26 protein-coding genes are annotated in these 22,363 nt (G+C 48.9%); 14 read left to right on the forward strand and 12 right to left on the reverse strand.

The features are described from left to right. Positions 1 to 14 precede the first annotated feature (14 nt). Together H6F93_RS31165 and H6F93_RS31170 are read left to right on the forward strand one after the other, a co-directional pair. A complete protein-coding gene (locus tag H6F93_RS31165) occupies positions 15 to 791 on the forward strand; it encodes a pseudouridine synthase (protein ID WP_190642409.1) in 777 nt (258 codons plus the stop codon). Positions 792 to 812: 21 nt separating this feature from the next. After that, positions 813 to 1,622: a helix-turn-helix domain-containing protein gene (locus H6F93_RS31170; protein ID WP_190689642.1), complete on the forward strand. Its 810-nt coding sequence runs from the start codon at positions 813 to 815 to the stop codon at positions 1,620 to 1,622. Positions 1,623 to 1,674: 52 nt separating this feature from the next. Here the strand turns inward: H6F93_RS31170 and malQ are convergent, their stop codons facing one another. Continuing rightward, positions 1,675 to 3,189 (reverse strand): 4-alpha-glucanotransferase, encoded by a 1,515-nt coding sequence (gene malQ, locus H6F93_RS31175; RefSeq protein ID WP_190689644.1) that lies wholly within the window; start codon positions 3,187 to 3,189, stop codon positions 1,675 to 1,677. Between the two features lie 271 nt (positions 3,190 to 3,460). Here malQ and H6F93_RS31180 point away from each other — a divergent pair, with 271 nt between their 5' ends. Continuing rightward, positions 3,461 to 3,598: a photosystem II reaction center protein K gene (locus H6F93_RS31180; protein WP_190642406.1), complete on the forward strand. Its 138-nt coding sequence runs from the start codon at positions 3,461 to 3,463 to the stop codon at positions 3,596 to 3,598. Positions 3,599 to 3,736: 138 nt separating this feature from the next. On the opposite strand, the gene H6F93_RS31185 is transcribed toward H6F93_RS31180, so the two are convergent. Next, on the reverse strand, positions 3,737 to 4,201 hold the full coding sequence (locus H6F93_RS31185; RefSeq protein WP_190689647.1) for a hypothetical protein: 465 nt from the start codon (positions 4,199 to 4,201) through the stop codon (positions 3,737 to 3,739). Positions 4,202 to 4,662: 461 nt separating this feature from the next. Here H6F93_RS31185 and H6F93_RS31190 point away from each other — a divergent pair, with 461 nt between their 5' ends. Beyond that, entirely contained in the window at positions 4,663 to 5,451 is a 789-nt protein-coding gene (locus H6F93_RS31190) for a tetratricopeptide repeat protein (RefSeq protein ID WP_190689649.1), read from the forward strand. 121 nt (positions 5,452 to 5,572) lie between these two features. On the opposite strand, the gene H6F93_RS31195 is transcribed toward H6F93_RS31190, so the two are convergent. After that, complete coding sequence (locus tag H6F93_RS31195; protein ID WP_190689652.1) at positions 5,573 to 6,694, reverse strand: trans-sulfuration enzyme family protein; 1,122 nt, start codon at positions 6,692 to 6,694, stop codon at positions 5,573 to 5,575. A 118-nt stretch (positions 6,695 to 6,812) separates the two neighbouring features. Here H6F93_RS31195 and H6F93_RS31200 point away from each other — a divergent pair, with 118 nt between their 5' ends. Next, positions 6,813 to 7,604, forward strand: a complete 792-nt coding sequence (locus H6F93_RS31200) for a YdcF family protein (protein ID WP_190642402.1) — start codon at positions 6,813 to 6,815, stop codon at positions 7,602 to 7,604. Here the strand turns inward: H6F93_RS31200 and H6F93_RS31205 are convergent. After that, the gene (locus H6F93_RS31205) at positions 7,572 to 8,567 is read right to left on the reverse strand and encodes a CHAD domain-containing protein (RefSeq protein WP_190689657.1); all 996 of its coding nucleotides are present in this window, start codon (positions 8,565 to 8,567) and stop codon (positions 7,572 to 7,574) included. The genes H6F93_RS31200 and H6F93_RS31205 overlap by 33 nt on opposite strands. 336 nt (positions 8,568 to 8,903) lie before the next feature. On the opposite strand from H6F93_RS31205, the gene H6F93_RS31210 reads away from it, so the two are divergent. Then, entirely contained in the window at positions 8,904 to 9,140 is a 237-nt protein-coding gene (locus H6F93_RS31210) for a hypothetical protein (protein WP_190689660.1), read from the forward strand. On the opposite strand, the gene H6F93_RS31215 is transcribed toward H6F93_RS31210, so the two are convergent. Then, positions 9,135 to 9,362, reverse strand: coding sequence for a ferredoxin-thioredoxin reductase variable chain (locus H6F93_RS31215; protein ID WP_190642399.1), 228 nt, complete (start codon positions 9,360 to 9,362; stop codon positions 9,135 to 9,137). The genes H6F93_RS31210 and H6F93_RS31215 overlap by 6 nt on opposite strands. A 225-nt stretch (positions 9,363 to 9,587) precedes the next feature. Next, positions 9,588 to 11,636: a PP2C family protein-serine/threonine phosphatase gene (locus tag H6F93_RS31220; protein ID WP_190689662.1), complete on the reverse strand. Its 2,049-nt coding sequence runs from the start codon at positions 11,634 to 11,636 to the stop codon at positions 9,588 to 9,590. Between the two features lie 340 nt (positions 11,637 to 11,976). Between H6F93_RS31220 and H6F93_RS31225 the strand changes: the two genes are divergently transcribed. Next, positions 11,977 to 12,426: an NfeD family protein gene (locus tag H6F93_RS31225; RefSeq protein ID WP_190689665.1), complete on the forward strand. Its 450-nt coding sequence runs from the start codon at positions 11,977 to 11,979 to the stop codon at positions 12,424 to 12,426. 30 nt (positions 12,427 to 12,456) lie between these two features. Continuing rightward, entirely contained in the window at positions 12,457 to 13,437 is a 981-nt protein-coding gene (locus H6F93_RS31230) for an SPFH domain-containing protein (protein WP_190642397.1), read from the forward strand. Here the strand turns inward: H6F93_RS31230 and H6F93_RS31235 are convergent. After that, positions 13,434 to 13,844, reverse strand: a complete 411-nt coding sequence (locus tag H6F93_RS31235) for a Fur family transcriptional regulator (RefSeq protein WP_190642396.1) — start codon at positions 13,842 to 13,844, stop codon at positions 13,434 to 13,436. The two genes, H6F93_RS31230 and H6F93_RS31235, sit on opposite strands and share 4 nt — an antisense overlap. 27 nt (positions 13,845 to 13,871) lie before the next feature. Between H6F93_RS31235 and H6F93_RS31240 the strand changes: the two genes are divergently transcribed. Next, positions 13,872 to 14,009 carry a hypothetical protein gene (locus H6F93_RS31240; RefSeq protein WP_190689668.1) on the forward strand — a complete coding sequence of 46 codons (138 nt, stop codon included), beginning with the start codon at positions 13,872 to 13,874 and terminating at the stop codon, positions 14,007 to 14,009. 359 nt (positions 14,010 to 14,368) lie between these two features. Here the strand turns inward: H6F93_RS31240 and H6F93_RS31245 are convergent, their stop codons facing one another. The 5 genes from H6F93_RS31245 to bcp form a co-directional block, all read right to left on the reverse strand. After that, complete coding sequence (locus tag H6F93_RS31245) at positions 14,369 to 14,935, reverse strand: late competence development ComFB family protein (RefSeq protein WP_190642394.1); 567 nt, start codon at positions 14,933 to 14,935, stop codon at positions 14,369 to 14,371. 139 nt (positions 14,936 to 15,074) lie between these two features. Continuing rightward, a complete protein-coding gene (locus tag H6F93_RS31250) occupies positions 15,075 to 16,025 on the reverse strand; it encodes a M23 family metallopeptidase (protein WP_190689671.1) in 951 nt (316 codons plus the stop codon). Positions 16,026 to 16,189: 164 nt separating this feature from the next. Beyond that, the gene (locus H6F93_RS31255; RefSeq protein WP_190689674.1) at positions 16,190 to 17,002 is read right to left on the reverse strand and encodes an alpha/beta fold hydrolase; all 813 of its coding nucleotides are present in this window, start codon (positions 17,000 to 17,002) and stop codon (positions 16,190 to 16,192) included. A gap of 139 nt (positions 17,003 to 17,141) precedes the next feature. After that, positions 17,142 to 17,597, reverse strand: coding sequence for an NUDIX domain-containing protein (locus H6F93_RS31260; protein ID WP_190642391.1), 456 nt, complete (start codon positions 17,595 to 17,597; stop codon positions 17,142 to 17,144). A gap of 61 nt (positions 17,598 to 17,658) precedes the next feature. After that, a complete protein-coding gene (gene bcp, locus H6F93_RS31265; protein WP_190689677.1) occupies positions 17,659 to 18,129 on the reverse strand; it encodes a thioredoxin-dependent thiol peroxidase in 471 nt (156 codons plus the stop codon). A gap of 154 nt (positions 18,130 to 18,283) precedes the next feature. Here bcp and H6F93_RS31270 point away from each other — a divergent pair, with 154 nt between their 5' ends. The 5 genes from H6F93_RS31270 to H6F93_RS31290 all read left to right on the forward strand — a co-directional run bounded on the left by H6F93_RS31270 (position 18,284) and on the right by H6F93_RS31290 (position 21,937). Beyond that, a complete protein-coding gene (locus H6F93_RS31270; RefSeq protein ID WP_190642389.1) occupies positions 18,284 to 19,030 on the forward strand; it encodes an MOSC domain-containing protein in 747 nt (248 codons plus the stop codon). A 306-nt stretch (positions 19,031 to 19,336) separates the two neighbouring features. Beyond that, a complete protein-coding gene (psbV, locus tag H6F93_RS31275) occupies positions 19,337 to 19,828 on the forward strand; it encodes a photosystem II cytochrome c-550 (RefSeq protein ID WP_190642388.1) in 492 nt (163 codons plus the stop codon). 138 nt (positions 19,829 to 19,966) lie between these two features. After that, positions 19,967 to 20,455 carry a photosystem II cytochrome PsbV2 gene (psbV2, locus tag H6F93_RS31280; RefSeq protein WP_190642387.1) on the forward strand — a complete coding sequence of 163 codons (489 nt, stop codon included), beginning with the start codon at positions 19,967 to 19,969 and terminating at the stop codon, positions 20,453 to 20,455. A 232-nt stretch (positions 20,456 to 20,687) separates the two neighbouring features. Further along, positions 20,688 to 21,107: a plastocyanin gene (gene petE, locus H6F93_RS31285; protein WP_190642386.1), complete on the forward strand. Its 420-nt coding sequence runs from the start codon at positions 20,688 to 20,690 to the stop codon at positions 21,105 to 21,107. A gap of 386 nt (positions 21,108 to 21,493) precedes the next feature. Then, positions 21,494 to 21,937 (forward strand): VOC family protein, encoded by a 444-nt coding sequence (locus H6F93_RS31290; protein ID WP_190689680.1) that lies wholly within the window; start codon positions 21,494 to 21,496, stop codon positions 21,935 to 21,937. Positions 21,938 to 22,363: the final 426 nt, after the last annotated feature.

Below are 22,363 nucleotides of genomic sequence, written 5' to 3' on the forward strand. Positions count from 1 at the left end.
TCGGCACACTACCTATGGATGAAAGACTGCAAAAAATTCTCGCGCAGTGGGGAGTCACCTCACGACGGGGGGCTGAGCAGATGATCCTAGAAGGGCGTGTTCGGCTTAACGGGAGCGTAGTTCAGCTTGGGCAGAAAGCAGATCCCAATCGCGATTGGATCGAGGTAGATGGTAAATTACTCCAGCCCGAATCGCGTCCAGAATTGATTTACCTGCTGCTACATAAACCTGCTGGAGTAGTGACGACCTGCAACGATCCTCAAAACCGTGAAACTGTTCTTGATCTGCTGCCTCACCAGTTGAGACAAGATTACAAGGTGTATCCAGTGGGGCGGCTAGATGCAGATTCTACAGGCGCACTGCTACTGACTAATGATGGCACTGTAACGTTTTGCCTGACCCATCCTCGGCACTCGGTGCCTAAAACCTATCATGTTTGGGTTCAAGGTCATCCCCCCGAGTCTGCTCTAGAAGCGTGGCGAAAGGGCGTAATGTTGTCAGACAGACTTACTTTGCCTGCTGAAGTTAGAGTCTTAGAATCAGACAAAGACACTCAAACACTCCTGGAAATTGTGTTACGAGAAGGACGAAATCGACAAATTCGGCGGGTAGCAGCTCAACTGGGGTTTCCAGTTCTCCAGCTTCATCGAGTTGCGATCGGCTCCATTCAGCTTCAGCAGTTGCCCAGCGGGCAGTATCGTCCACTGCAAGATACTGAAATCAGTTTTCTGAAAACTCAGGCTAGTCAGTTCCAGCAAGAGTTGCCAAATCCAATAGTGGTAGGTCGCTAGATATCGAAGGGTATGGAAGTTATGAATAAAGATATAGTTTCTCAAGCAGAGCAAAATCAGTCAGATAAGTTATCAGAAATCGGAGCTTACCTCAGACAAGCTCGCGAAGAACGTCTGCTGACTTTGGAGCAAGTCGCTGCAAAAACGCTAATTCAAGCTCGTCTGTTAAACGCAATTGAACACGGCAAGCTACACCAATTACCTGAGCCTGTTTATATTCGAGGCTTTATCAAGCGCTATGCTGATGCTCTAGGGTTGAGTGGAGCGGAGGTTGCTAATGCTTTTCCAGCGGGTTCTGGATTGCGGGCAACCCAGCCTTCCTGGAAAAATTCTCCTGCGGCTCAACTGCGTCCGATCCATCTTTACCTGATTTATGTTTTGTTGATTGTGGCAGCCGTAAGCGGATTGTCCTACCTGATGAGCCGCTCTGCCTCCTGGGTGAGCGCAGAAACAAATAATGTGATTCAAGCTCCTGCGACTGAGACGACCACCCCTGAAGCCTCTCCAACGGCAAGCCCTGCACCTCAAGCTACAACGCCTGCTGCCTCTGATAAACCTGTGCGAGTCGCAGTTACTTTGACTGAGCAGTCTTGGTTACGAGTTGAGGTAGACGGGCAAACAGACTTTCAGGGAATTTTGCCAGAAGGGACGGAGCGCACTTGGACAGCAGATAGCCAGCTTACAGTGCGGGCTGGCAACGCGGGCGGCGTTCAAGTTTCGTACAACGACAGTAAACCCGAAAGCATGGGGGCTGCAGGCAATGTTGAGGAGGTAACCTTCTCTGCTAGCCAAGATTCAGCAAGTTTGCCAGTAACAGCACCGTTGCAGTAACACCGATGCTGCTATTGCAATTAGAACTTGCACTTAAAACTGACGCAAAGCACTATGACGTTGCCTTCTCGCTGGGGGCACGTCCATAGGTTTCGGTGAGAATCCGCAGGCGATCGCTCCAACCCGACCACAATGCCTCAGACCGATAGCGCCATTCCCAGTTGCCAGCAGGTTGTCCAGGGCTGTTCATCCGTGAGTCAGAACCAAGCCCCAGAATGTCTTGTAAGGGGAAGATAGCGCGATCGCCCACAGAACTCATCGCCAATCGGATCAGATCCCAGTGGATTCCATCTGAACTCGTGCAGCCTAGATAGCGAAATAGGTTTTCGCGCTCGTAATCCTGCAATTCCTCATACCACCCAACAGTGGTGTTGTTGTCGTGAGTACCTGTGTAAACCACATAGTTTTGCCCGTAGTTAAACGGCAAATAGGGGTTATCAGGACCGCCACCAAAGGCAAACTGGAGAATCTTCATCCCTGGAAACTGAAACTTATCCCGCAACGCTTCTACGTCTGGCGTAATTAGCCCCAAATCTTCTGCCAAGATGGGCAGGATGCCTAACTCTCTCTCGATCGTCTGGAAAAGCTCTTCTCCTGGCGCATCAACCCACTCACCATCAATGGCAGTCGTTTCACCCTGCTTAACCGCCCAATAAGCGCTGAAGCCCCGGAAGTGGTCAACCCGCGTCAGGTCAACATAATCTAACATTGCCTGAAAGCGCTGTAGCCACCACTTAAAACCTCGCTCCTGCATTGCTTCCCAGTTATAAATCGGGTTACCCCAAAGCTGTCCAGTAGCGCTGAAGTAGTCGGGAGGCACCCCTGCCATCAAAGCAGGTTCCAAAGTTTCAGGATCAAGATGAAAAATCTGAGGATAGGCCCAAACGTCAGCACTATCATGAGCTACGTAAATGGGCATATCGCCAATGATAATGATGCCGCGTTCGTTGGCATACTGTCTCAGATGCGACCACTGGCGGAAAAACTCAAATTGCCAGTACTTGTGACGAAAGATTTCAGCGGTCAGCTGTCGCTGCCATTGCTCCATTGCTTCAGGCTGGCGGGTGGCGATCGCTTCATCCCACTGATGCCACCCCTTACCCTCATAAGCCTCTTTCAACGCCATGAAGAATGCATAGTCGTCTAGCCAGAAACTCTTCGCTACACAGAATGCATCAAATTCCTGACGCTGCTCAGCAGAGGCATTCGCACTAAAGTTTTTTGCAGCCTGAACCAGTAGAGGAGTTTTAACCTGAGACACCAAATCGTAATCTACCCGATCCAGTGGAAACTCCGGCAGGTTAGCAAAATCGTCCTCACTTAGCAAATTTTGCTCTCGTAGTAAATCCAGGCTGATCAGCATTGGATTACCCGCCATTGACGAGTAAGACATGTAAGGAGAGTTGCCGTGCCCAGTTGGACCCAAAGGCAGGATCTGCCAAATCTGCTGTTTACTGTTGTGTAGAAAATCAACGAACTGATAGGCTTCTGATCCTAAATCTCCAATACCGAATCGGCTCGGTAGAGAGGTCGGGTGAAGCAAGATACCACTGGCTCTTTGAGGCATGGGCAAGGGCGGAAAGTAAATAGGACAACTGCTGAGATGCTTGCTTAGACGGGGACGGGTGCCCGTCTAACGCATTGACTGTAACATGTCGCCCTACCCCCAAAACTAATTCGCTAGATATATTCCGCAGCCTGTTGAGTGACATAAATTTTGACTGCTTCCTAAGCTAAAAACTCAAGTCTTATTTGAGGTATGAACTGATAACATCTCACGTAGCTGTGTTAAGATACATGGCAATTATGAAATCTGTGTTGAAGAGGTAGGCTCATTTATGGAAGCGGCACTGCTGTTGGCAAAGTTACCCGAAGCTTATGCAATTTTTGATCCTCTAGTGGATGTTTTGCCTGTAATTCCCGTCTTTTTCTTCCTGCTGGCTTTTGTTTGGCAGGCTGCGGTTGGTTTCAGATAATCTCAAAACAAGCAAATTTAAGCTCTAGATAGTTTGAATAAATGGTTTTGAATAGATAGTTTGAAGCGGTTCTCATTAATTAATTGAGAGCCGCTTCAAACTTTTAAACGGAATATAAGCTGTGAAATTTTATGCAGCTCAAAGAACTTGATGGGTATAAGCGTGTTGCTTGACGTTGTCCTCGTTTTTGATGATGCGCTCAGAATTCAAAACTCGTTTGCGCTCCAAGGAGAAGTTGAAGTCTTGTCGAGTTGTCCCTTGGAGAATGTGCTCAGTCGCAGCAGGGCGAGTTTTGTAAGTGCGGGCAGCGGCGATCGCCCGGTTAGCAAATTCGTCACAAAACTGAGCCTCCGCTGGAAAACTGGTCAGCATTTGTGGCTCACCCTCAACTAACACTGACCCTAAAGTGGTAGCACAAGCCAATTCATAGGAGGTTGGAATTCCCTTCAATATTGCCTCCAGTGCTGCCGAGGGAATCGGTTCCGCGACTTTGACCTGGTGAATTTCACCCTCTTCTTTGATGAAGCAAGTAGCTAAACCAACCACTACATAATCATCTGTAGAGAGGTCTGAAGGGTTGGAATTGGTGGTCGTAGTTGTCATAGCCTAAATAGCGCCCTCGCAGCATTGCAATTCCTTTGCATTCTACCGTGTCCGACTCTACAGGCTTGTGTCAGCTTCTAAAGCTGTTACAAAATCGGCTGATATATGACGAGATTTGCAAATTTTTTACAAAGATTCGGAAATTACACGGACTTCGGTTAGTCCTCAATGGAAGAATGAATTGCTTGTAGTTCCGCTCTAACTCTAACTTACGGGTGTTTCTGCTCACTTGATGTTTCCCTGAACCCGTTTGCAGGCAGGGATGAAGGTTTCAGTACTTATACGCTGACATCTATCGCTAAGACACATTATCAAGTGACACATGGATAGATGTGTCAAACGCCAAGGCGAAAGACACTTAAATCATAGACTCCGATACTCAAAATCCCCTTAGACCGAGAACGCTGGACTTAGTTCCGCTTGATCGTGTCTCTCTTGAGCCTATATACCCCGAGGATAGAATGAACACGCGCCCTTCTAACCGTCTGAGCCGTCTAAACAAAAGTTGCAAGAATGGAAACAGCCTGAGCAGTACAGCAAGTGCCTGCCCTACCTGCTCGGTTCATCGGACTCCAACGCGCTGGCAGCCAAAGCAGCGTCGGTCTTGTAACGTGGTTAGTCGTAAGCCGGTTGAGTTGAGCCAGACCGATCGCAATACGCTCTTGCGACAGCAGGCAATGAATCGGGTGCAGCAAGGCGATCGCCTTGGAGCGATTGAAATTTTTAACGAACTCATTGAGCGCCATCCTGACAACGCGACTGATTACAACAACCGAGGACTGGTTTATTTTCAGAATGGTCAGTTAGAGGAAGCGATCGCCGACTACGATACGGCCCTAGACTTAAATCCTTGCCTAGACAGCGTTTACAACAACCGCGCCAACTATTACGTCACCCAAGGGCTGTACCTGGATGCAATCTTGGATTACGAAATGGCGCTTGAGCTAAACCCTAGTAATGTCCGTGCCTGGATCAATCAGGGCATTACCTTCCGTGACCTACAAATGTATGATCGTGCCGTTGAAAGCTTTGACTTGGGGCTACACCTGGGTCGGCTAGAAGGACACATTTATGCTGAGCGAGGACGCACTTACCATCTTTGGGGTGATTGGAATTGTGCTGCGGCTGACTACCAACGGGCGATTGACTGTCTCCCCGAATCTGCTGCCTCTACCGCCAATCCATCTGTGCGTTTGCGCCACCAGGTAGAAATCTGGCTGGATGAGCTGCTCCGTCCCTTGGAATTCTAGATGAGAATTCCGTCCCCAGGTTCTACCTGGGGATGCCTACAGCGAGGCTCTGCCTCCTGAAATAGATAAGAGGCAGAGGGCTATAACAAGAAAAGCTTTGTCCTGAAAAACGTTGCTCTTGCTAACTAGCGATCGCCTGCTCCAAATCCTCAATCAGGTCTTCAATATTTTCCAAACCGACCGATAGTCGCAGCAAATTTTCAGGGGTTTTGGTATCTGCCCCTTCGATTGAGGCTCGGTGTTCGATCAGGCTTTCAACGCCTCCCAAACTGGTTGCGCGAGTGATGAGACGCAATTTTGCCGCTACTGCAAATGCCTGCTGTTTGTCGCCTTTAACCTGAAACGAGAGCATTCCGCCAAAGTTTCGCATCTGCTGAGCGGCGATCGCATGACCTGAGTGCGTTTCCAATCCAGGATAGTGAACCGCTTCAACTGCAGGGTGCTGACTGAGAAAACGAGCGATCTGCATGGCATGGTGAGAATGCGCCTGCATTCTCCAGGGCAAGGTTTGAATCCCTCTGAGTGTCAGCCAGCAGTCGAATGGAGCTGCCACTGCGCCGCCTACAGTTTGAATATGCCGAACTTTGTCAAAAAACTCAGACTCTGCCTGCGCTACCACTGCCCCACCCAACACATCACTATGTCCGCTCAAATATTTAGTGGTTGCGTGAATTACTAAATCAGCCCCTTGTTGAAGTGGCTGTTGCAAAATTGGAGTCGCCCAGGTGTTGTCACAAGCGCAAACCGCTCCAACCTGATGGGCAAGATCAGCAACTTTGCCAATATCTGTCACTCTTAGCATCGGATTTGAGGGTGTTTCAATCCAAACGAGGCGAGTGTTGGGTTGCAAAGCCTGCTGTACCTGCGTGGGATCGGTCATGTCTACGAATGTGACTGACAGTCCCCAAGGGACAAACATCGTTTTCAGCAATGTTGTGGTTCCGGTGTAGGCATCACAGGGTGCAATTACGTGATCACCGGGAGCAAGCGCTTGAAAGATGCTCATGGTTGCCGCAGACCCGGATGCAAACGCCGCTGCCACTGTTCCCCCCTCTAAGGCAGCAAGACATTGCTCTAGAGCTGTTCGGTTAGGATTGCTGGTGCGGGTGTAGATATAGCCTTGGGGATAGCTGCCATCTGCTGCTCGCTCAAATGTCGTTGATAGCTGAATGGGAGGAGCGATCGCCCCCGTCGTAGGATCGACCTGACGACCTGCATGAACTGCTAGCGTCTCAATTTGCATGGCACATTGCTCTGAATAAAGTTGAACTGTTTGGTCAAATGGTAGGGGGTAGGAGGGGGGCTTCTCTGCCTCCCTCCTACCCCTTCATCCCTCATCCCTTATTCTCTTTCCCTGTTTTATGTTCCTTTTCCTATCTAAGCTACTGCCCCTGTTCGTTTACCCGTTGGGATTATCCTGTTTGCTGCTGCTGCTGGCTTTAGTGCTGCTCTGGCGCAAGCCAAGACTTGCCGCGTTGAATATCGTTTTGGCGCTGGTGCTATTGCTAGCTGGGGGCAATACCTGGGTCGCCAACCAACTTGTGCAATCGCTGGAATGGCAGCATATTCCTACCTTTAGGCTACCAACAGCAGATGCGATCGTGGTCTTGGGCGGCGGGATCAAGCCCGAAACACCTCCTCGCCCCTGGGTAGATGTGAGTGAGGCAGGCGATCGCACCCTTTATGGCGCACAACTCTACCGGGAAGGCAAGGCACCCCTTGTGATTCTTAGCGGTGGTCGAATTGATTGGAAGGATGGTGGTCCGCCAGAGTCAGCCGATATGGCAAAAATTGTTGAAGCACTGGGTGTGCCAGCAACGGCAATTTTGCAAGACCCCAGTTCGCTTAACACTTATGAAAATGCGGTTAATGTCCGCCAAATTTTGCAGGAACGCAATTTGAATCGGGTGCTGCTAGTGACTTCGGCAATGCACATGCCGCGATCGCTAAAAATCTTCCAAAAACAAGGGATCGAAGCGATCCCCGCACCTACTGACTTTTTAGTGACAGAGCGCAATGCTGAAGAAGCAAGCCAAACTACAGAGGGACTGGTCTTAAGCCTGATCCCCGACGCTGAGCCGCTGCAACAAACAACCCGCGCCTTGAAGGAATACCTGGGCTTAGTGGTTTACCGGTTGAAGGGATGGCTTTAGGGGCGTAGCAACCAGTTGACGAAGCTGTTCTCGAAAATCGAGATTCAAATACTGCCGCTGGATGGGCTGCCAATTTGCCCAGGCACGAATCCGATTTTCTTCAAGCTGCTCAGCTAGCGTTGGCAGTTGTTCTTGCCAGTTGAGCTGTAGTTCACTGGTCAAAAAGTCATTGAGGACAGCAGCATCTTGCAATTCCCCCAAAATTTCCTGCACAGCCTGAAATTCTCGCACCCGCAACATGAAAGTGGGTTCGTAGAAATCGGTGAAGAATTCAGTTTGATAGCGTACCCGCTTCATCTGTTTGCGAAGGTCGTGCAGCACTTCTGCTTGCTCATCTAGCTGTTGGTTGATATGTTCCGAATCGAGCAAAGTCGGTAGTTTGATTTCACCAGATTCTACCCAGGTGCTGAATAGCCAACCAGGATGCAGCAACAAATTACTGATCAAAGGTAACAACAGATCTGGCAAAACTTGCAGTAGCGGTAGCGGAGCGATCGCCCTATAGCTAGGTTGCTCTAACCAGCCTTTGAAAGATTGCTTGAATTTGCGGTACTGTTGGCTTTCAAATAATTTTTTAATTCGGCTAAATTGGCGATCGCGCTGCTTTTGTAAACTCTCTACAACCTGATCTAATTTCTTCTGTTCTTTTCCCTTCAACTGCGGGCGATAGCTTTCTTTGAGTGCTATCTCTAAAACATCTAGATCTCTAACCGCCCCCAAGCATTGAGCAATTTTTTTGATTTGGCGATCGCTTACTGCTTCCGGTAGATCTAAGGCAGGTTCAAATACCTGTAGGGCTGTCCTTAAGCGACGCATCCCCACTCGCATTTGATGCAGTGGTTCTGGATCGCTACCCTTCAACACATCTGATTCGTGTTTTATAGATTTCTTAAAATGTTTTTGAATTGCTAAATGAGCATAATCTTTTAATGTCTCATTTGCTTGAGCTTCCTGTGTTTTCATTGCTAGTCCCTGTTAAGTTCGTAGCTCACATCTAATTCTCTTTGGGCAGCGTGTCTTAGAGCGTAGCTGCGTACACAGAACACGTCCCAAAATATGCAGCTTCAAACAGAAACAGCATTAACTTCAGATTAATGAGCAGTCCTATTTAATTTATGAACGAGATAGTCTGTGAAAGCGCCTATTTGGGGACTTTCACAAACCATTTAGGATTGCTCATATGGTAACGCAGTGCCCTGAGGCTCCGTCCTCACACCTACGGACGTTTCCTTGCGCTAATCTTGAGCTAAGTCGCTACTGTGTTCTATTAAGTTGCTGAAATATTGCTAAATTGCACCCATGTCCGACCAACACTCCCTATTGATTCCTCAAGCGGCTCAGCCAGAGATTGAGATTTTTGCTAGCTACCGCATCACTTACACCTTTTATGAAGAAGTTCGTTTACGGCAGGCGTTTGAAGAATATTGTGAAGAATATCAGCAGTTAGCAAACCAGCATCGCCAGGAATTGATCAAGATGCAAAGCGATTTCAACTTGTTGGGTTGGTTTTACCGAGCCTGGAACAGGCGGTCATGACTCAACCAACTCCAGTTCGCTTTCGCGCAAGTGCGCCCTGAGTTTACCTGCAAACTTGACATGAATTGGAAAATTAGCGCTGATGGGCTTACCTTTCCATTCACTTGCAATCCCGATTACTTCGCCTTCTTGCCCATTGATGTCAAAAGGCTCGTTTCGGTGTTCGGGGTGATGGTAGACAGTAACAGATTCTTTTACGCGAACGCGATCGCCAACTTTCATAAACTTTCGGTGTTCTCTCTCAAGTAGTCGCTAATGTTTACGTCTGAGTCAGCGCATTTTGCCTCAGCCTTGGATCAGACTCCTCATCCTTATCTTTGCATATAAGGTGACATGCACTCAAACCCCTTGTCCCATTGGGCAGCACTACTCACTAGACTGCTTGCGGGGAATCGCTGCCTGACAGAGACGTACAGCAATTCACACCATTTATGTAGGGGGTCTGCTTTAAGGGGAGGATTGAGAAGATGGCTGGAGCAGTCGTTCCCAGGTTCGGTTAAAGCTTTCGGGATTGATTTGTCGCCAAGCAGCAACGCCCGCTACCCCCAGTAGAAACATTAAGACTGCAAGCCCAAAAGCGATCGCCAGCGGACTCGCTTTCTGGCGAGAACGGGTTGCAGAATCGGTTGTTTCTAACTCAAATTCTTCCTCGTCGCCATATAGCAATGCTCTGGAAGATTCTGATAGTTCTGACTGACTGACGAGCGGTGCAGGTGGCAGTTTTGGCTCGAGCGGTTGAGGATACTGAGGTGAAACCTGACACTGCAACAGCACCACAGAAATGTTGTCGTGTCCGTTTTTCTCGCTGGCGAGCTCGATCCAGGCTTGAACAGCTTCGTCTAGAGTAAGCTCTCCCTTAAACAACTGGCGAGTAAGTGGCTCCCACGACTGCTCAACTCGATTGTGGTCGCTCAGCCCATCCGAGCAAAGCAGCAGCACACCATCCTCCTCCAGAACGAACCGCTGCACGACTGGATGTAGAAACTCACCATCCCGTGTGCCTAAAGCTTGAGTCAGGGCTCCAGCATCGGGTCGCTTTAAAGCATCTCGGTAGAGGCTGCGCCCCATCCGCACTTCCCGAGTAGCGACATCATCATCCACGGTGAGCGTGTGGCAATAGCGCGGAGTCAGCCAATAGGCACGACTGTCTCCCAGATGTGCTAGGTAAAGTTCATGGGTGTTACTCGTACCAGTTGGAGTCTCGATTTTCTGGGGCAGTTGCAGTGCCATCACCAGGGTTGTGCCCATGCGCTGACGCAATTCTCGTCCCTGAGTATCGTTTTGCGCGGCAATTAGGTTGTTGACCACACGAATGATTGCTTCTATTTGCTGAGTCACAACCTCTGGAGTCATCAGTTCTGGCTGCTCAGCAATCTCAGCCAGCAGTGCCCGAAACTGAAGCTGCAGAGAGCGCAGGGCAAGCTGGCTGGCAACTTCTCCACCTGCGTGCCCACCAATGCCGTCACACACGATCGCCAGATGGGGCAGCAGCTCACTAAACTGGGGCGGTTCAGCCGCATTCAGCGTGATTGGATAGCAAGCATCTTCGTTGTGTGTCCGTTTTGGACCCGTTGAGGTTGCGCCAGCGATGCTGAGCTGGAGGGGCTGCTGAGCTGCCTGTTCTAGCAAAAGCTGGTTGAGTTGAGTGGCGATCGCCCCAAAGGGGGAACTGCTTTGCATCGCCCCCTCCGCTTCCTTAGACGTAGCAGACTGCATTTGCTGACAAATCTTTCGTAAGGGTTGGATCAACGCTTCCTGTGAGTCATCAATCCAAGTCAACCAGACGTCTGCCAATTCTTTGAGCGATCGCGGACTGGCTGTCTCCTCTGTCGTGGATTCTAACCTCCCCTCATTTGGCTTAGCAGTCTCTAGCTCACTCGTATTTGACTCACCCACGTCTGGCTTAGTAGTATCCAGCTGATCAATCTCTGGCTCATCGCTGTAAAGCTCTCGCAGCCGCACTCGCCACCCCTCAATCCGCAGATTATCTGGAGTCAGGAGACTAGCAGCAACTCCCATCTCCTGAAGTGGAGTCCACAGTTGCAGAATTTGCCACAGCCAGTAAACCTGACGCACCGCTGTTCCCCGTGACCAAACTGTGGCGATCGCTGGGTAAAGCTTACCTGTCAGGTCAATAGGAGCATTCTCCAGCAGCATGGCTACGTCGCCTCCCTTGAGAGCGCAAAACCCAAACACTCCTGGTACATAAAGCCGTTGGGGATATAGGTGCAAGTAGGGCAAAGCTGCATCAGGTAAGCTCGATGGGACATCGGGCGATCGCCCCGGCTGCGTATCCAGCCAGATTCTAGGAGCCACCACGCCATATCTACCGTTTATCCGGGTTCCAGTCGGGATGTGGTTTACTGCCCCGACTGCCCATAGGTAGTTATAGAGCAGTGGCGTTTGGCAGCGATCGCAGATACGGCTACCGAGCGAATTATTGGAATGAAGGCACTCCGGGTTGGGGCATTCAATCGAAGAATGGGGACGGCTCATGCACTCAAACAAGACGAACAATTACCCTTAAAGATAAGCTGACATTGCAACGATGTAATACCGTTTCTACATGAAGCTGCATATTTTTGAACCTGCCCCGCGTATGCGAGGCAGGTTCAAAAATATGCAGCCTTAAAGTTGGTATAAAAAGTGGGTATAAACAAACGGAAGATAAGCTGACATCACTGTGATGTAAACAAACACTAAGTTAGATTGAAATGTGGGCAAGCTTACTCTAATCAAGCCTGTAGTGATTCTCTGAAGCTGAAATAGCGGAATTGCCATTGCTACCAGTGAAGTTATTGAATATCGACAGACCTGTGTATCGAGAGCTGAATATATGTCGCTAAGTCCCACAGTTCTTTGGCTGATTGCTGGTGTAATTCTCTGCATCATGGAGATGACTTTACCGACAGCATTTGTGGAATTCACGATGGGAGTCAGCGCCATTGTGGTCGGCTTGGTGGCGCTAGTAGTGCCCCACTTCGGGATTCAGGTTGTTCTCTGGCTAGCACTGTCTGTAATTCTCACTGTCTTGTCTCGCCGCTTTATTCCTCAAAGCAAACATCGGTTAATTGCTGATGCGACGGAAGCACAGACAATCACAGAAATTCTGCCAGGGCAAACAGGTCGAGTACTTTATGAGGGAAATTCCTGGCAGGCTCGTTGCGAAGATGATGAAATGGCGATCGCTCCCAACCAAAGAGTCTACGTCGTAGAACGTCGGGGCAACACACTTATCGTCATGCCAGAAAGCCTGTTGCGGGCACAGCCTCAGCAGTTTCCCTAATGAAAACCCAAAAATTGGAGGTTGTTTAACGTGGGTGACTTGGTAGGATTCTTAATATTTTTAGTTTTTGGTGGTACTGTTCTGACAAAATCGGTTCGCATCGTTAACCAGGGAAACGAAGCATTAGTTGAACGGTTAGGGCGATACAACGGTAGAAAACTTTCGCCAGGACTTAATTTCACGGTTCCTTTCCTGGATCGCATTGCTTACCAGCAAACCATTCGTGAGCGGGTGATCGACATTCCGCCGCAGCAGTGCATCACTCGTGACAACGTCTCGATTTCAGTTGATGCCGTCGTGTACTGGCGTATCATGGACTTGGAGAAAGCCTACTACAAGGTCGAGAATCTTCAATCGGCAATGGTCAATCTGGTACTAACTCAGATTCGCGCCGAGATGGGTAAGCTAGAGCTAGATGAAACCTTTACCGCTCGCTCTGAAATCAACGAACTGTTGCTACGAGAGCTAGACGTCTCAACTGACCCCTGGGGCGTTAAAGTGACCCGGGTTGAACTGCGAGACATTGTTCCCTCTAAAGCTGTACAGGAGTCGATGGAGCTCCAGATGTCGGCGGAGCGGCGCAAGCGGGCATCCATTCTCACATCTGAAGGCGAAAGAGAATCAGCCGTTAACTCAGCAAGAGGTAGTGCTGAGGCCCGCGTCTTGGAAGCCGAAGCTCGCCAAAAAGCAACCATCTTGGAAGCTGAGGCACAGCAAAAAACAATTGTTTTACGAGCACAAGCAGAACGCCAAGAGCAAGTGTTGCGGGCACAAGCAACGGCTGAGGCTTTACAAGTCATCGCGAGTACGTTGAAATCTGATCCCAATGCTCATGAAGCACTTCAGTTTTTGATGACTCAAAACTACATCGACATGGGTTCCAAGATCGGCACCAGCGGCAGCAGCAAGGTTATGTTTATGGACCCACGCAGCATTCCTGCTACGGTTGAAGGAATGCGCTCCATGATTGGAGATAGAGATAAGGACGAGCCAAAGATGTTTGGATCTTAGTCAGAAGTGTTATCGCTTGCGTGAGCCAGCTGGCATTCAGTACACAGCCCAAAAAACTCCAGAGTGTGGTAATAGATTTTGAAGCGGTAAGACTGGTGCAGCTGGTCTTCTAGATCGTGAACGGGGCATTCATTAATCGGAATAGATGCCCCGCACTGCAAACAGGTCAAATGGTGTTTGTCTTCCTGAATAGAACTGTAAAGCGATTCTCCGGTTGCTAACGTGCGAACCTGAATCACTCCTTCCAGTTTGAGCGCTTCTAAAGAGCGATAGACCGTTGCTAGCCCCATTCCTTCGTTGCGACTACGCAGCTCTACATAAATATCTTGAGCAGAAGCCGCTCGATTCAAAGTTCTAAGCAGGTTAAGAATCCGCTCCTGGCTGCGGGTACGCTGTTGGGCTTTCATGGCAAAGTAAGTGGTGTTTTAGTTCCTATGAAACCAGGATTTGCACTTAATTCTGATTTCAAGTTTAAGGGGCTAGAAAGAGGAGTTGGGGCTGGAGGCTGCGATCGCATTGCCTCATCTCAGTGCGTCATCTATTTATTACTAGAAGCCTTGGCAAATCTATAATCTCAAGATTTAATCCTTGGGGAACTAGCTATTACTAGATTAGATAATTAAACCTGTACTGAGTCTAGCTTTTCAGTAGAGATCTGATGAAGAATTAAAGAACTTGATTCAAAAATAATTAGTTAGAATAGGTAGGGTATAGCCTGAAGAGGCTTAAAAGCCGAAGCTTTAGCCCTATCCCCCCCACCCTCATACTAATTCAAGCAGACAAACCCCTAATACTCGACCGCGAAAACCGTTGACTACCTAAAGCTAGACTTTGAGGATTCGATCGCAAACTTTAAGCGGAAGTGTAGCTATTCTGCTGCACTTCCGCTTAAAGTTTAGAGCTATTCAGTTCAAAGCTCTTAGTCGAAATTCTAAGCAATGCCCCGATCGCCACTGGGCTTTGATCCAGCTTCAAACTTGGGAGCATAGGTTTGCAGCAAAGCACTAACCTGAGTAAGCACTTCGTCACCTGCATTTTTGCCCAATACTTGCCGTTCTGGGAAGAATTCTGGTTTATCTAGGTTGCGGGCGATCGCCTCACTCACCTGCTGAGCAATCAGCGTTTGAAGTTCGTCTTTTGCCCGTCCTCGTTGGTAGTCAGCACCCTCTTCAGTGGTGGCATAGAGCGGCGGCAGGCGGTTGAGCGCGTAGGCGGCGATGTCACCCAGGTCGAGGGTGACATCACTCGTGGCTTCAATTTCTGCGACGCGGGCGATCGCCTCCGTCAGTACCAACTCTTCCATTACGTTAATGAACTGCTTGCGGGGAACTGCAACCACTTCGCCGGTCAGCAAAGCTCCCATCAATCGATCCAACGCCATGTATTCTTCAATCGACAGCTCAGAGGCGGTGTCGCAGATGCGCCCAACTTCTGCTTCCATGGCAGGGGTCAGATAACCATCCTGTAGAGCTTGGTCAACAATTTTTTCGATACTCATAAAGTTTTTTACGCTCCACCGCGCCACTTGGGTGACAAACTTACAATCAATCTTCTTGAGTTTAGTTTGCCCCAGAATTTGGAAATCGCACGAAATCAGTCCGACTTAAGCTAATCTTAATTTCCGATCCGGTGTGAGATTACTCAAAGCCGTCGTATCGCCAGGGCGCTGGGTCAACAGCCAGTCCATGAACGTAGAGCCCCCAGTGTAGATGCGGTCCGGTGACTGCACCTGTTGCCCCGACAGCTCCAACCACCTGTCCAGGTTGTACAAAGTCGCCTTCTTGTACGTCGATCCGGCTTAGGTGCAGAAAAATGCTAGCAACGCCCTGTCCATGATCGATCCCAATAGTATTGCCGTGTAGCTGAAAGCCGTCAGATTCGCGCCCCACAAGGGCAATTCTCCCAGCGGCAGGAGCCATTGCTGCGGAACCGGTACCACCGCCGTAATCTACGCCGCGATGGTAGTAGTCTTGGGCAAATACACCGTTGTAGTAACGTCGAATTCCATACCCAGAGGTAATTTCACCCGCATTAGGGCGAATGAAGGGAGTCGTCCAAAACTTTTCGGGAGTGACCAGTTGCTTAAATTCAGCGACTCGATCAAATTCGTAATCGGTGCCCTCTACACCGCCGCCACGCAGGGTGATGCGCTGGGTAGGAAAGGAGCGATCGCGCAACCAAACTGCCAAATTGCGCTGGTCGCCTTCGCCATTCACCCGAATTTCATAACGTCCTGGTGCATCTAGTGGGGTGGTGGGCAACAGGGCGCGAAATCGATTGCTACCGATCGCGAAGGTTGGGTAGGTCGTCTGATTCATGGTGACAGTCGGGGCTTCGACATCAGCTGAACTGGTTTGCACGATGACTGCGATGGTATCGCCCAATTGCGGGCTATCAGGCTGAATCTGGACTTCGATGGCTTGGGCAGGAGTGATCAAAACCAGGATGAAGGCGATCGCTCCCAGCAAAGCACTGATGCCCAGACGGTGTTTCCACGACCAGCGACGATTCAGTCCAGCAGCAATTATTTGGTTTAATTTCAACTGAGATGTTACAGATGTTGGGTTGGAACGATCAAAGACACTCATAACGATCAAAGACACTCATAATGACGAGATGGGCGAATTGACTAGCTTGAAAGTTGCACAAACTTTATAGTTTCAACTTTATAGTTCAAGCTTTAGCCTGCTACGACTGAAATCGTCACTATGAACGTTACAGAATTTATGATTTGATCGGCAATTAGCGTGCTTCAGGCAGTTTCTACAAACTTACGGATTTCGGTGGCGATCGCCTTAGCTTCAGTCTGCAATAGGTCTGGATCGAAGCTGGAAATCACTTTTAGCTCTGCTTGGGGAGCTTGGGCAAAGACTTGATGACTGCGAATTGCTGCTGCGTCATCTTGCTCTCCTTGCAAAATCAGGATAGGCAGTTTTAGCCAGGAAATTTGGTCTTCGGGTAATAGTTCTGCCCGAATTTCAGACGCGCGACGGTTAAACAAGAGTTTGCAGGCAACAGGCGCTTGCATCAGTTTTTGGCGAAGCTGGAGCGATCGCTCGACCCATTCTCGCCAACCAAACACTTTGGCAAAGGGCAACAGGAGTTGTAAGAACCGATAAGCCAGTGGCGGTCGTCCAGTGAGCCAGCGTGACCAATGCCAGCGATCGCCCTTCCCTTCTAGCTGTACTCCCTCTGGCGCTAGCAATATTAACCCTTTCACCTGGTCTGGAAAGCGCAGCGCGTAGCTGGATGCAATCCACCCGCCCAGAGAATGCCCAACCAGGTAAACCTGACGTAATTTCAACGATTCCAGGTACTCCGCCAGACATTCCACCTGTAGCTCAACGGAGTAATGCAGTTCAGGGCGCTCTGATTCTCCAAACCCCAGCAAATCAGGCACTAGGCAATGGTAAGTTTGGCTCAAACGTTCCACCAACGGCAACCACTGGCTGCTGTCATTCCAAGAGCCGTGTAGAAAGACCAATACCGTCCCTTGACCCACTTCGCGCCAAAACAGTTGCCCTTGAGACAGTCGAATACGGGAGTTGCGGATTGGTAAGGTCATCCTAAACTACAAGGTAACAGCTAGACGGGTAATAGCCAGGTCAGGAATAGCCAGTTAGAGCCGCCAGTTAGTGATTCTAACAGTCAACCTATGTCATTTCAGAAAATGCTGTTGATCTTGAGATGCTGACACAACCTGGTCAGGCTAGGGTAGTCACGCCGCTGAAATAGTCTTGCAATTGCTGGTCATGATCGTGGGAGAGCTTACCTTGAGGCAGGCTTGATGGCTGAAACGCTCTTACGTCAAGAATTTCTAGCTTATCTTTGATTGACATTTTGCCTGTTACTTCCGCCTCGACTACCACACAAATGGAGTGAAATCGAGGATCGCGATCAGGTGCAGAGTAAACGCCGACCAGACGGCGGATTTTGACCAACTCCAGCCCGGTTTCTTCAGCGAGTTCTCGCTTCACTGCCGTGGGAATGTCTTCTCCCCAATCGACAATGCCGCCTGGTAGCCCCCAACAGCCATTATCCCGTCGTCGAATTAATACAATTTGTCCGTCGGGCATCACAGGAATGATGCTAGTGCCCGTAATCGGGTGACGAAAAATAATGCCCAGAGCGGTTTGGATGATTTGCCACAGCCGAAGCATAAGTGATGGTGCTACTAAAAGTGCTACGCCATAGAGAGTAAAGATGGAACAGGTAAAGTATTCACCCTGACACGTTAGCTAGATCTGCCAAAATTTCAGCCGCATGAGCTTCTGGCTTGACTTTGCGGTAGATCTTTTCAATTTTGCCGTCCGGCCCAATGATAAACGTATTCCGACTAATGCCCATGTATTCCTTACCCATGAACTTCTTTAGCCCATAGCTATCGTAGATTGTGGCAACTTGCCCAGCTGCATCTGACAACAGCGGAAACGGCAAGTTGTATTTAGTTGTGAACTTAGTATGCGCTTTGGCATCATCGGTGCTGATCCCCAGCACGACTACATCGTTGGACTGATAGTCCGGGTAGGCATCCCGAAACCCACAGGCTTCTTTAGTGCAGCCAGGCGTGTTGTCGCGGGGGTAGAAGTAAAGCACCACTCGTTTCCCACGAAAATCTGAAAGACTAACGCTGTTGCCTTCTCCGTCGGGCAGGCTAAATTCAGGAGCAGGATCGCCGGGGCTTAGGGTCATCTTTACACCTTGGTGCAGTCGGTTCGAAGGTAAAACAAATTTGGATCAGTTCTGATTTTAAGCCTTCTGTGGATGATTCAGTGCAAATACGTACTCCAAGCTTTCAGAAAAGCCCTTATGCTATTGCAGTCCCAAATTAGGTTATGAGGAGCCTGTGAAAGCAGTAAAGCTTTTTGCAAAGCAGCATAAAGGAGCAGCAACTACTGAACGTGAAGAGTTGCTGCTTAAGCGTGGCGTGGGTGTAGAAGGGGATGTTTATGCGATCGCCGGCAACCCCCGTCAGATTTTGCTTGTAGATACCCCTACCCTTGCTGAATTTGATTTGAACCCTGGAGATTTACGAGAAAATTTACTGATTGATGCACCAATCGAGTCCTTAGCTTCGGGGCAGGTTTTACAGGTGGGTCAGTCTGCTTTAATCCGGATTACGTTTCCCTGTGACCCCTGTTCTCAGTTAAATCAACTCAAGCCTGGACTTGCCACCCGAATAAAAGGCAAACGCGGGCTACTGGGGATGGTCGTTAGGGATGGCTTGATCAAGGTGGGGGATCAAGTGCAGATCAGTCCATACCAATTTTCCCCCCTGCCAGAAAATGCCAAAGGCAGGTTTACAGAGTTTGTGACGAGAATTCAGTCCGGTAAAGTCGTTAGCACAGCTCACTTGCTGATGGCACTGGGATTAGCTCGCAGCTATTACCGCACAATTCCAATTTTCTTGAAGAAGGCGGGCGATCGCCTCCCCATTCATCGCATCGTTGCCCCAGACGGTGGACTGATCACAAAACACATGCCACAGCAACAACAGGCGCTTGAGGATGAGGGCATTGGCGTTATCGAGGGGCGAGTGTCCCCTGATTTCTTCTGGGAACAGGCGCACTTTCATGACATTGGCGCTTTTTGAGATTAAGCAATGTCTCCAATTCTAATCTGGCTTGGGAAAGCGCCCGATCGGTGGCATGATATTGAATTAGGACAGCTCAATCCTGCCTATTCAGGAACTTGTAGCCTGAATGGTTTTAGAGGATGTCAAGAGTAATCATACTTAAAGTTGCTGGAGAGAAAAGTCTGAGTTCTAATTGTGAACTTTATCCTGATCATTAGGAATCAGCTTGCCTGTTCAGCAGATTTTTGCCAAAAGATTCAATCTTGAGATTGAGCCTTGCTGTGTTGAGTTGCTAATACCTGAGCGACGTGTTTAAGGAGAACCATGCTTAAGAGATACATTTGGCTTGTTGTGGTCACTGTATTTTTCGCTTTTCAATTGTTTACAGGAAGGGCGATCGCCGCTGAACTCGACCAAGCCACCCGCACCGTCAAACTAAACGAAGCAGGAGAAACGACTGTTCTCAGCCTGGAGCAGGTTTCTGAGGGCAAGCGCCTATTTAACTATGCCTGCGGTCAGTGTCACGTAGGCGGCGTTACCAAAACTGACCCCAATGTGGGTCTAGATCCAGAAGCTTTAGCGCTGGCATCGCCACCTCGAGATAACCTGGAATCTCTGGTCGATTATTTGCACGATCCCACGACCTATGACGGGTTAGAGTCTATTGCCGAACTGCACCCCAGCACTCAAAGCACAGACATTTTCCCTAAGATGAGAAACCTGACTGAAGACGACCTCGTTGCCATTTCAGGTCACATCCTTCTACAACCCAAAGTTGTAGGTGAAAAGTGGGGCGGCGGCAAAATTTACTACTAAATTTCTGCCAGCTCTCTGTCCGACCATTAGAAAAACTTGTTTTTCCTTGGGGCAGCCTCTACGTCTGCCCCTCTCTTTTAAGAATGTTCCAAGGCAATTACGGTAAAGCCTGCAAGCGTAAGCGGTCATTCCTGTGTCATGTTGCGTTCTACAGTTCGTTACCTGCTAATTCTGCTCATCGTGAGTGTTGGTCTGATTACCTGGAGCCTACCTACACAGGCAGCTACTCTAGACCCCTATGTCGTGAGATATCTGAAGGTTTCTGAGCCAATCGCTCTTGACCTGGACGAAAAGCAGACCAAATTGTTTTCTGCTGAAAACCTCTCTCAAGGCAAGCGCCTGTTTGAGGAAAACTGCAAAAACTGCCATGTGGGTGGGGCAACTTTGCCAGATCCACTCGTTTCTCTGTCAATTGAAGCCCTGCGAGGAGCCATGCCTCCGCGTGACAACATCAACGGCTTAGTCACTTTTCTCAGACAACCGATGACCTACGACGGGACAGAGGAATCCTTCTTCTGCCGTCAGATGCCTGAGAGTTGGGTATCCCAGTCAGAAGTTGAGAACCTGGCAGCTTTTATTTTGAGGGCAGCCCAGAAAGCTCCGGGGTGGGGAAGCGCCTCTTTTTAGCGCAGAGCCGCAAATTCGTCCCACAAAAACTTGGATTTACCCAATATTGACCTTTGGAAAGCTTTAGAAGGTAAACATTCGGGCTAAGATCTGATTTGATAATTGTGAAACTTATGGAGTAAGTTCATTTATGGCTTACCCTTCATGAGAAGAATTGACGAGGTTCGGCCTCTAAGATTTTCTACATTTGTAAGTTTCACAACAAGTTAAATTTAAACCTCTAGAGGTAACCATGAAATTGATTGCTCTAGTTTCAAGGAGTTTAAGTCTAGCCCTCTGCACAATTGCATTGGTTGTTAGCACCTTCCTACTAGTAGTTTCTCCCGCATCGGCGGCAACTCACACCATCAAGATGGGCGCTGACAACGGCATGCTGAAGTTTGAGCCGTCTACTTTGACTGTTCAAAGTGGCGATACCGTTAAGTGGGTCAATAATAAACTCCCTCCCCATAACGTCGTTTTTGATGACAAAGCCATCCCCACTAACAGTAAGGATTTGGCAACCAAACTTTCACATCAACAGCTGATGTTTGCTCCTGGCGAATCGTTTGAGGTTACTTTCTCATCCGACATGCCTGCTGGTGATTACAGCTATTACTGTGCTCCTCACCGAGGCGCAGGAATGGGTGGCAAGATCACCGTAGAGGGCTAGTAGAATTCGGGCTGACAGTGCAGCATCTATGATAGGTGGGCTTGAAGCTCATGCCGGACTAACGGCTTATTTGTTGTTGCACTAGCCCGTCTATTAGAACTGGCTCAGAATTTTCGGCATAACGCTGAGAAGCGAAGCATTCGTAACTTAGGGGTAGAAACTTGAAGCGGTAAGGCTGTGTCTTTTCAGCCGATCTGTTCAAGTCGCTGCCCCTAGTTTTGTGTTTACAGGCATAGCTCTTGACGTAGTACAGATGTACCGATATTGTTTTTGGGTCGGTTACTCAGTCTTAGTTAAGTCCTTGAATGGCGTTAGCACATCACTTTTGTGCTTGCTTTTTGGTGTGCCTTTTCGTCTTCAAAGCACAGCAGATGGAGGATAAGGTAATGGAAGATAGTCCCAGTATTCTTTCACACATCTCGATTGGCACAAACGATTTTGAACGAGCGATCGCCTTTTATGACCAGGTATTGCTCACACTAGGCTGCAAGCGCATCATGGAGCATCCAGGTGCAGTCGCCTATGGTAAGCAGTATCCAGAATTTTGGGTACAAACTCCGATCGACGGTAACCGTGCAACAGTTGGGAATGGAACCCACTTTGGTTTTATTGCGCCCACTAAAGACTCTGTCCACGCATTTTATGAGGCGGCTCTAGCAGCGGGTGGTATGGACGAGGGGGCACCAGGAAGCAGACCTGATTATGGAGAACCCTATTATGGCTGTTTTGTCCGCGACCCAGATGGACATAAGATTGAAGCATCTTTCTGGGATATGCAGCTTGTCCACGAACTATATATTGACCAGCCTGGACCTGTGGAGAATTCCTAACTGACTAATTTATAAAGCTTCTGCATGAATGGTAGCGTGGCTGTGCTGGTCTACCATTCACGCTTCAAAAGTAATTCGTGCGACGGTCTAATCTTAATCCGTTGTAGGGGGTAATACCGATTCCAAAAATTAGGGCTACAGATGGAAGGGCACCCCGCCCTGCAGGGTGCCCTTCCATCTGTAGCCTCTTTTCAAAGAAACGTTATTAAGTGGGCTTTAGAAGTTCGTAGAATGTATTTCTCACGAACTCACGAACTTTTTGAAATTTCTATATTCTATATATGACATTGCAACACAGTTGCAATCCCATTCTTATAATCTGAGGATGTAGAGTAGATTTTTGTCGGAGACGGGTAATCAGTGGCATTAAAGTCAGTAAGAGTGGGAAATAAAGCAGTAAAATTTGTCACCGATACAGCTTTTCCT

The sequence above is a fragment of the Leptolyngbya sp. FACHB-671 genome, assembly GCF_014695745.1.
Classification (GTDB): Bacteria; Cyanobacteriota; Cyanobacteriia; order Elainellales; family Elainellaceae; genus JAAUTN01.

Coding starts and splice junctions, on each gene's coding strand:
- H6F93_RS31210 (WP_190689660.1), top strand. CDS start 8,904: ATGTCCGACCAACACTCCCTATTGATTCCTCAAGCGGCTCAGCCAGAG.
- H6F93_RS31165 (WP_190642409.1), top strand. CDS start 15: ATGGATGAAAGACTGCAAAAAATTCTCGCGCAGTGGGGAGTCACCTCA.
- H6F93_RS31260 (WP_190642391.1), bottom strand. CDS start 17,597: ATGCTTCGGCTGTGGCAAATCATCCAAACCGCTCTGGGCATTATTTTT.
- psbV (WP_190642388.1), top strand. CDS start 19,337: ATGCTTAAGAGATACATTTGGCTTGTTGTGGTCACTGTATTTTTCGCT.
- H6F93_RS31185 (WP_190689647.1), bottom strand. CDS start 4,201: ATGACAACTACGACCACCAATTCCAACCCTTCAGACCTCTCTACAGAT.
- H6F93_RS31290 (WP_190689680.1), top strand. CDS start 21,494: ATGGAAGATAGTCCCAGTATTCTTTCACACATCTCGATTGGCACAAAC.
- H6F93_RS31245 (WP_190642394.1), bottom strand. CDS start 14,935: ATGAGTATCGAAAAAATTGTTGACCAAGCTCTACAGGATGGTTATCTG.
- H6F93_RS31255 (WP_190689674.1), bottom strand. CDS start 17,002: ATGACCTTACCAATCCGCAACTCCCGTATTCGACTGTCTCAAGGGCAA.
- malQ (WP_190689644.1), bottom strand. CDS start 3,189: ATGCCTCAAAGAGCCAGTGGTATCTTGCTTCACCCGACCTCTCTACCG.
- H6F93_RS31240 (WP_190689668.1), top strand. CDS start 13,872: ATGAAACCAGGATTTGCACTTAATTCTGATTTCAAGTTTAAGGGGCTA.
- H6F93_RS31250 (WP_190689671.1), bottom strand. CDS start 16,025: ATGAGTGTCTTTGATCGTTCCAACCCAACATCTGTAACATCTCAGTTG.
- H6F93_RS31190 (WP_190689649.1), top strand. CDS start 4,663: ATGAACACGCGCCCTTCTAACCGTCTGAGCCGTCTAAACAAAAGTTGC.
- bcp (WP_190689677.1), bottom strand. CDS start 18,129: ATGACCCTAAGCCCCGGCGATCCTGCTCCTGAATTTAGCCTGCCCGAC.
- petE (WP_190642386.1), top strand. CDS start 20,688: ATGAAATTGATTGCTCTAGTTTCAAGGAGTTTAAGTCTAGCCCTCTGC.
- H6F93_RS31205 (WP_190689657.1), bottom strand. CDS start 8,567: ATGAAAACACAGGAAGCTCAAGCAAATGAGACATTAAAAGATTATGCT.
- H6F93_RS31220 (WP_190689662.1), bottom strand. CDS start 11,636: ATGAGCCGTCCCCATTCTTCGATTGAATGCCCCAACCCGGAGTGCCTT.
- H6F93_RS31195 (WP_190689652.1), bottom strand. CDS start 6,694: ATGCAAATTGAGACGCTAGCAGTTCATGCAGGTCGTCAGGTCGATCCT.
- H6F93_RS31180 (WP_190642406.1), top strand. CDS start 3,461: ATGGAAGCGGCACTGCTGTTGGCAAAGTTACCCGAAGCTTATGCAATT.
- H6F93_RS31200 (WP_190642402.1), top strand. CDS start 6,813: ATGTTCCTTTTCCTATCTAAGCTACTGCCCCTGTTCGTTTACCCGTTG.
- H6F93_RS31215 (WP_190642399.1), bottom strand. CDS start 9,362: ATGAAAGTTGGCGATCGCGTTCGCGTAAAAGAATCTGTTACTGTCTAC.
- H6F93_RS31235 (WP_190642396.1), bottom strand. CDS start 13,844: ATGAAAGCCCAACAGCGTACCCGCAGCCAGGAGCGGATTCTTAACCTG.
- psbV2 (WP_190642387.1), top strand. CDS start 19,967: ATGTTGCGTTCTACAGTTCGTTACCTGCTAATTCTGCTCATCGTGAGT.
- H6F93_RS31225 (WP_190689665.1), top strand. CDS start 11,977: ATGTCGCTAAGTCCCACAGTTCTTTGGCTGATTGCTGGTGTAATTCTC.
- H6F93_RS31170 (WP_190689642.1), top strand. CDS start 813: ATGAATAAAGATATAGTTTCTCAAGCAGAGCAAAATCAGTCAGATAAG.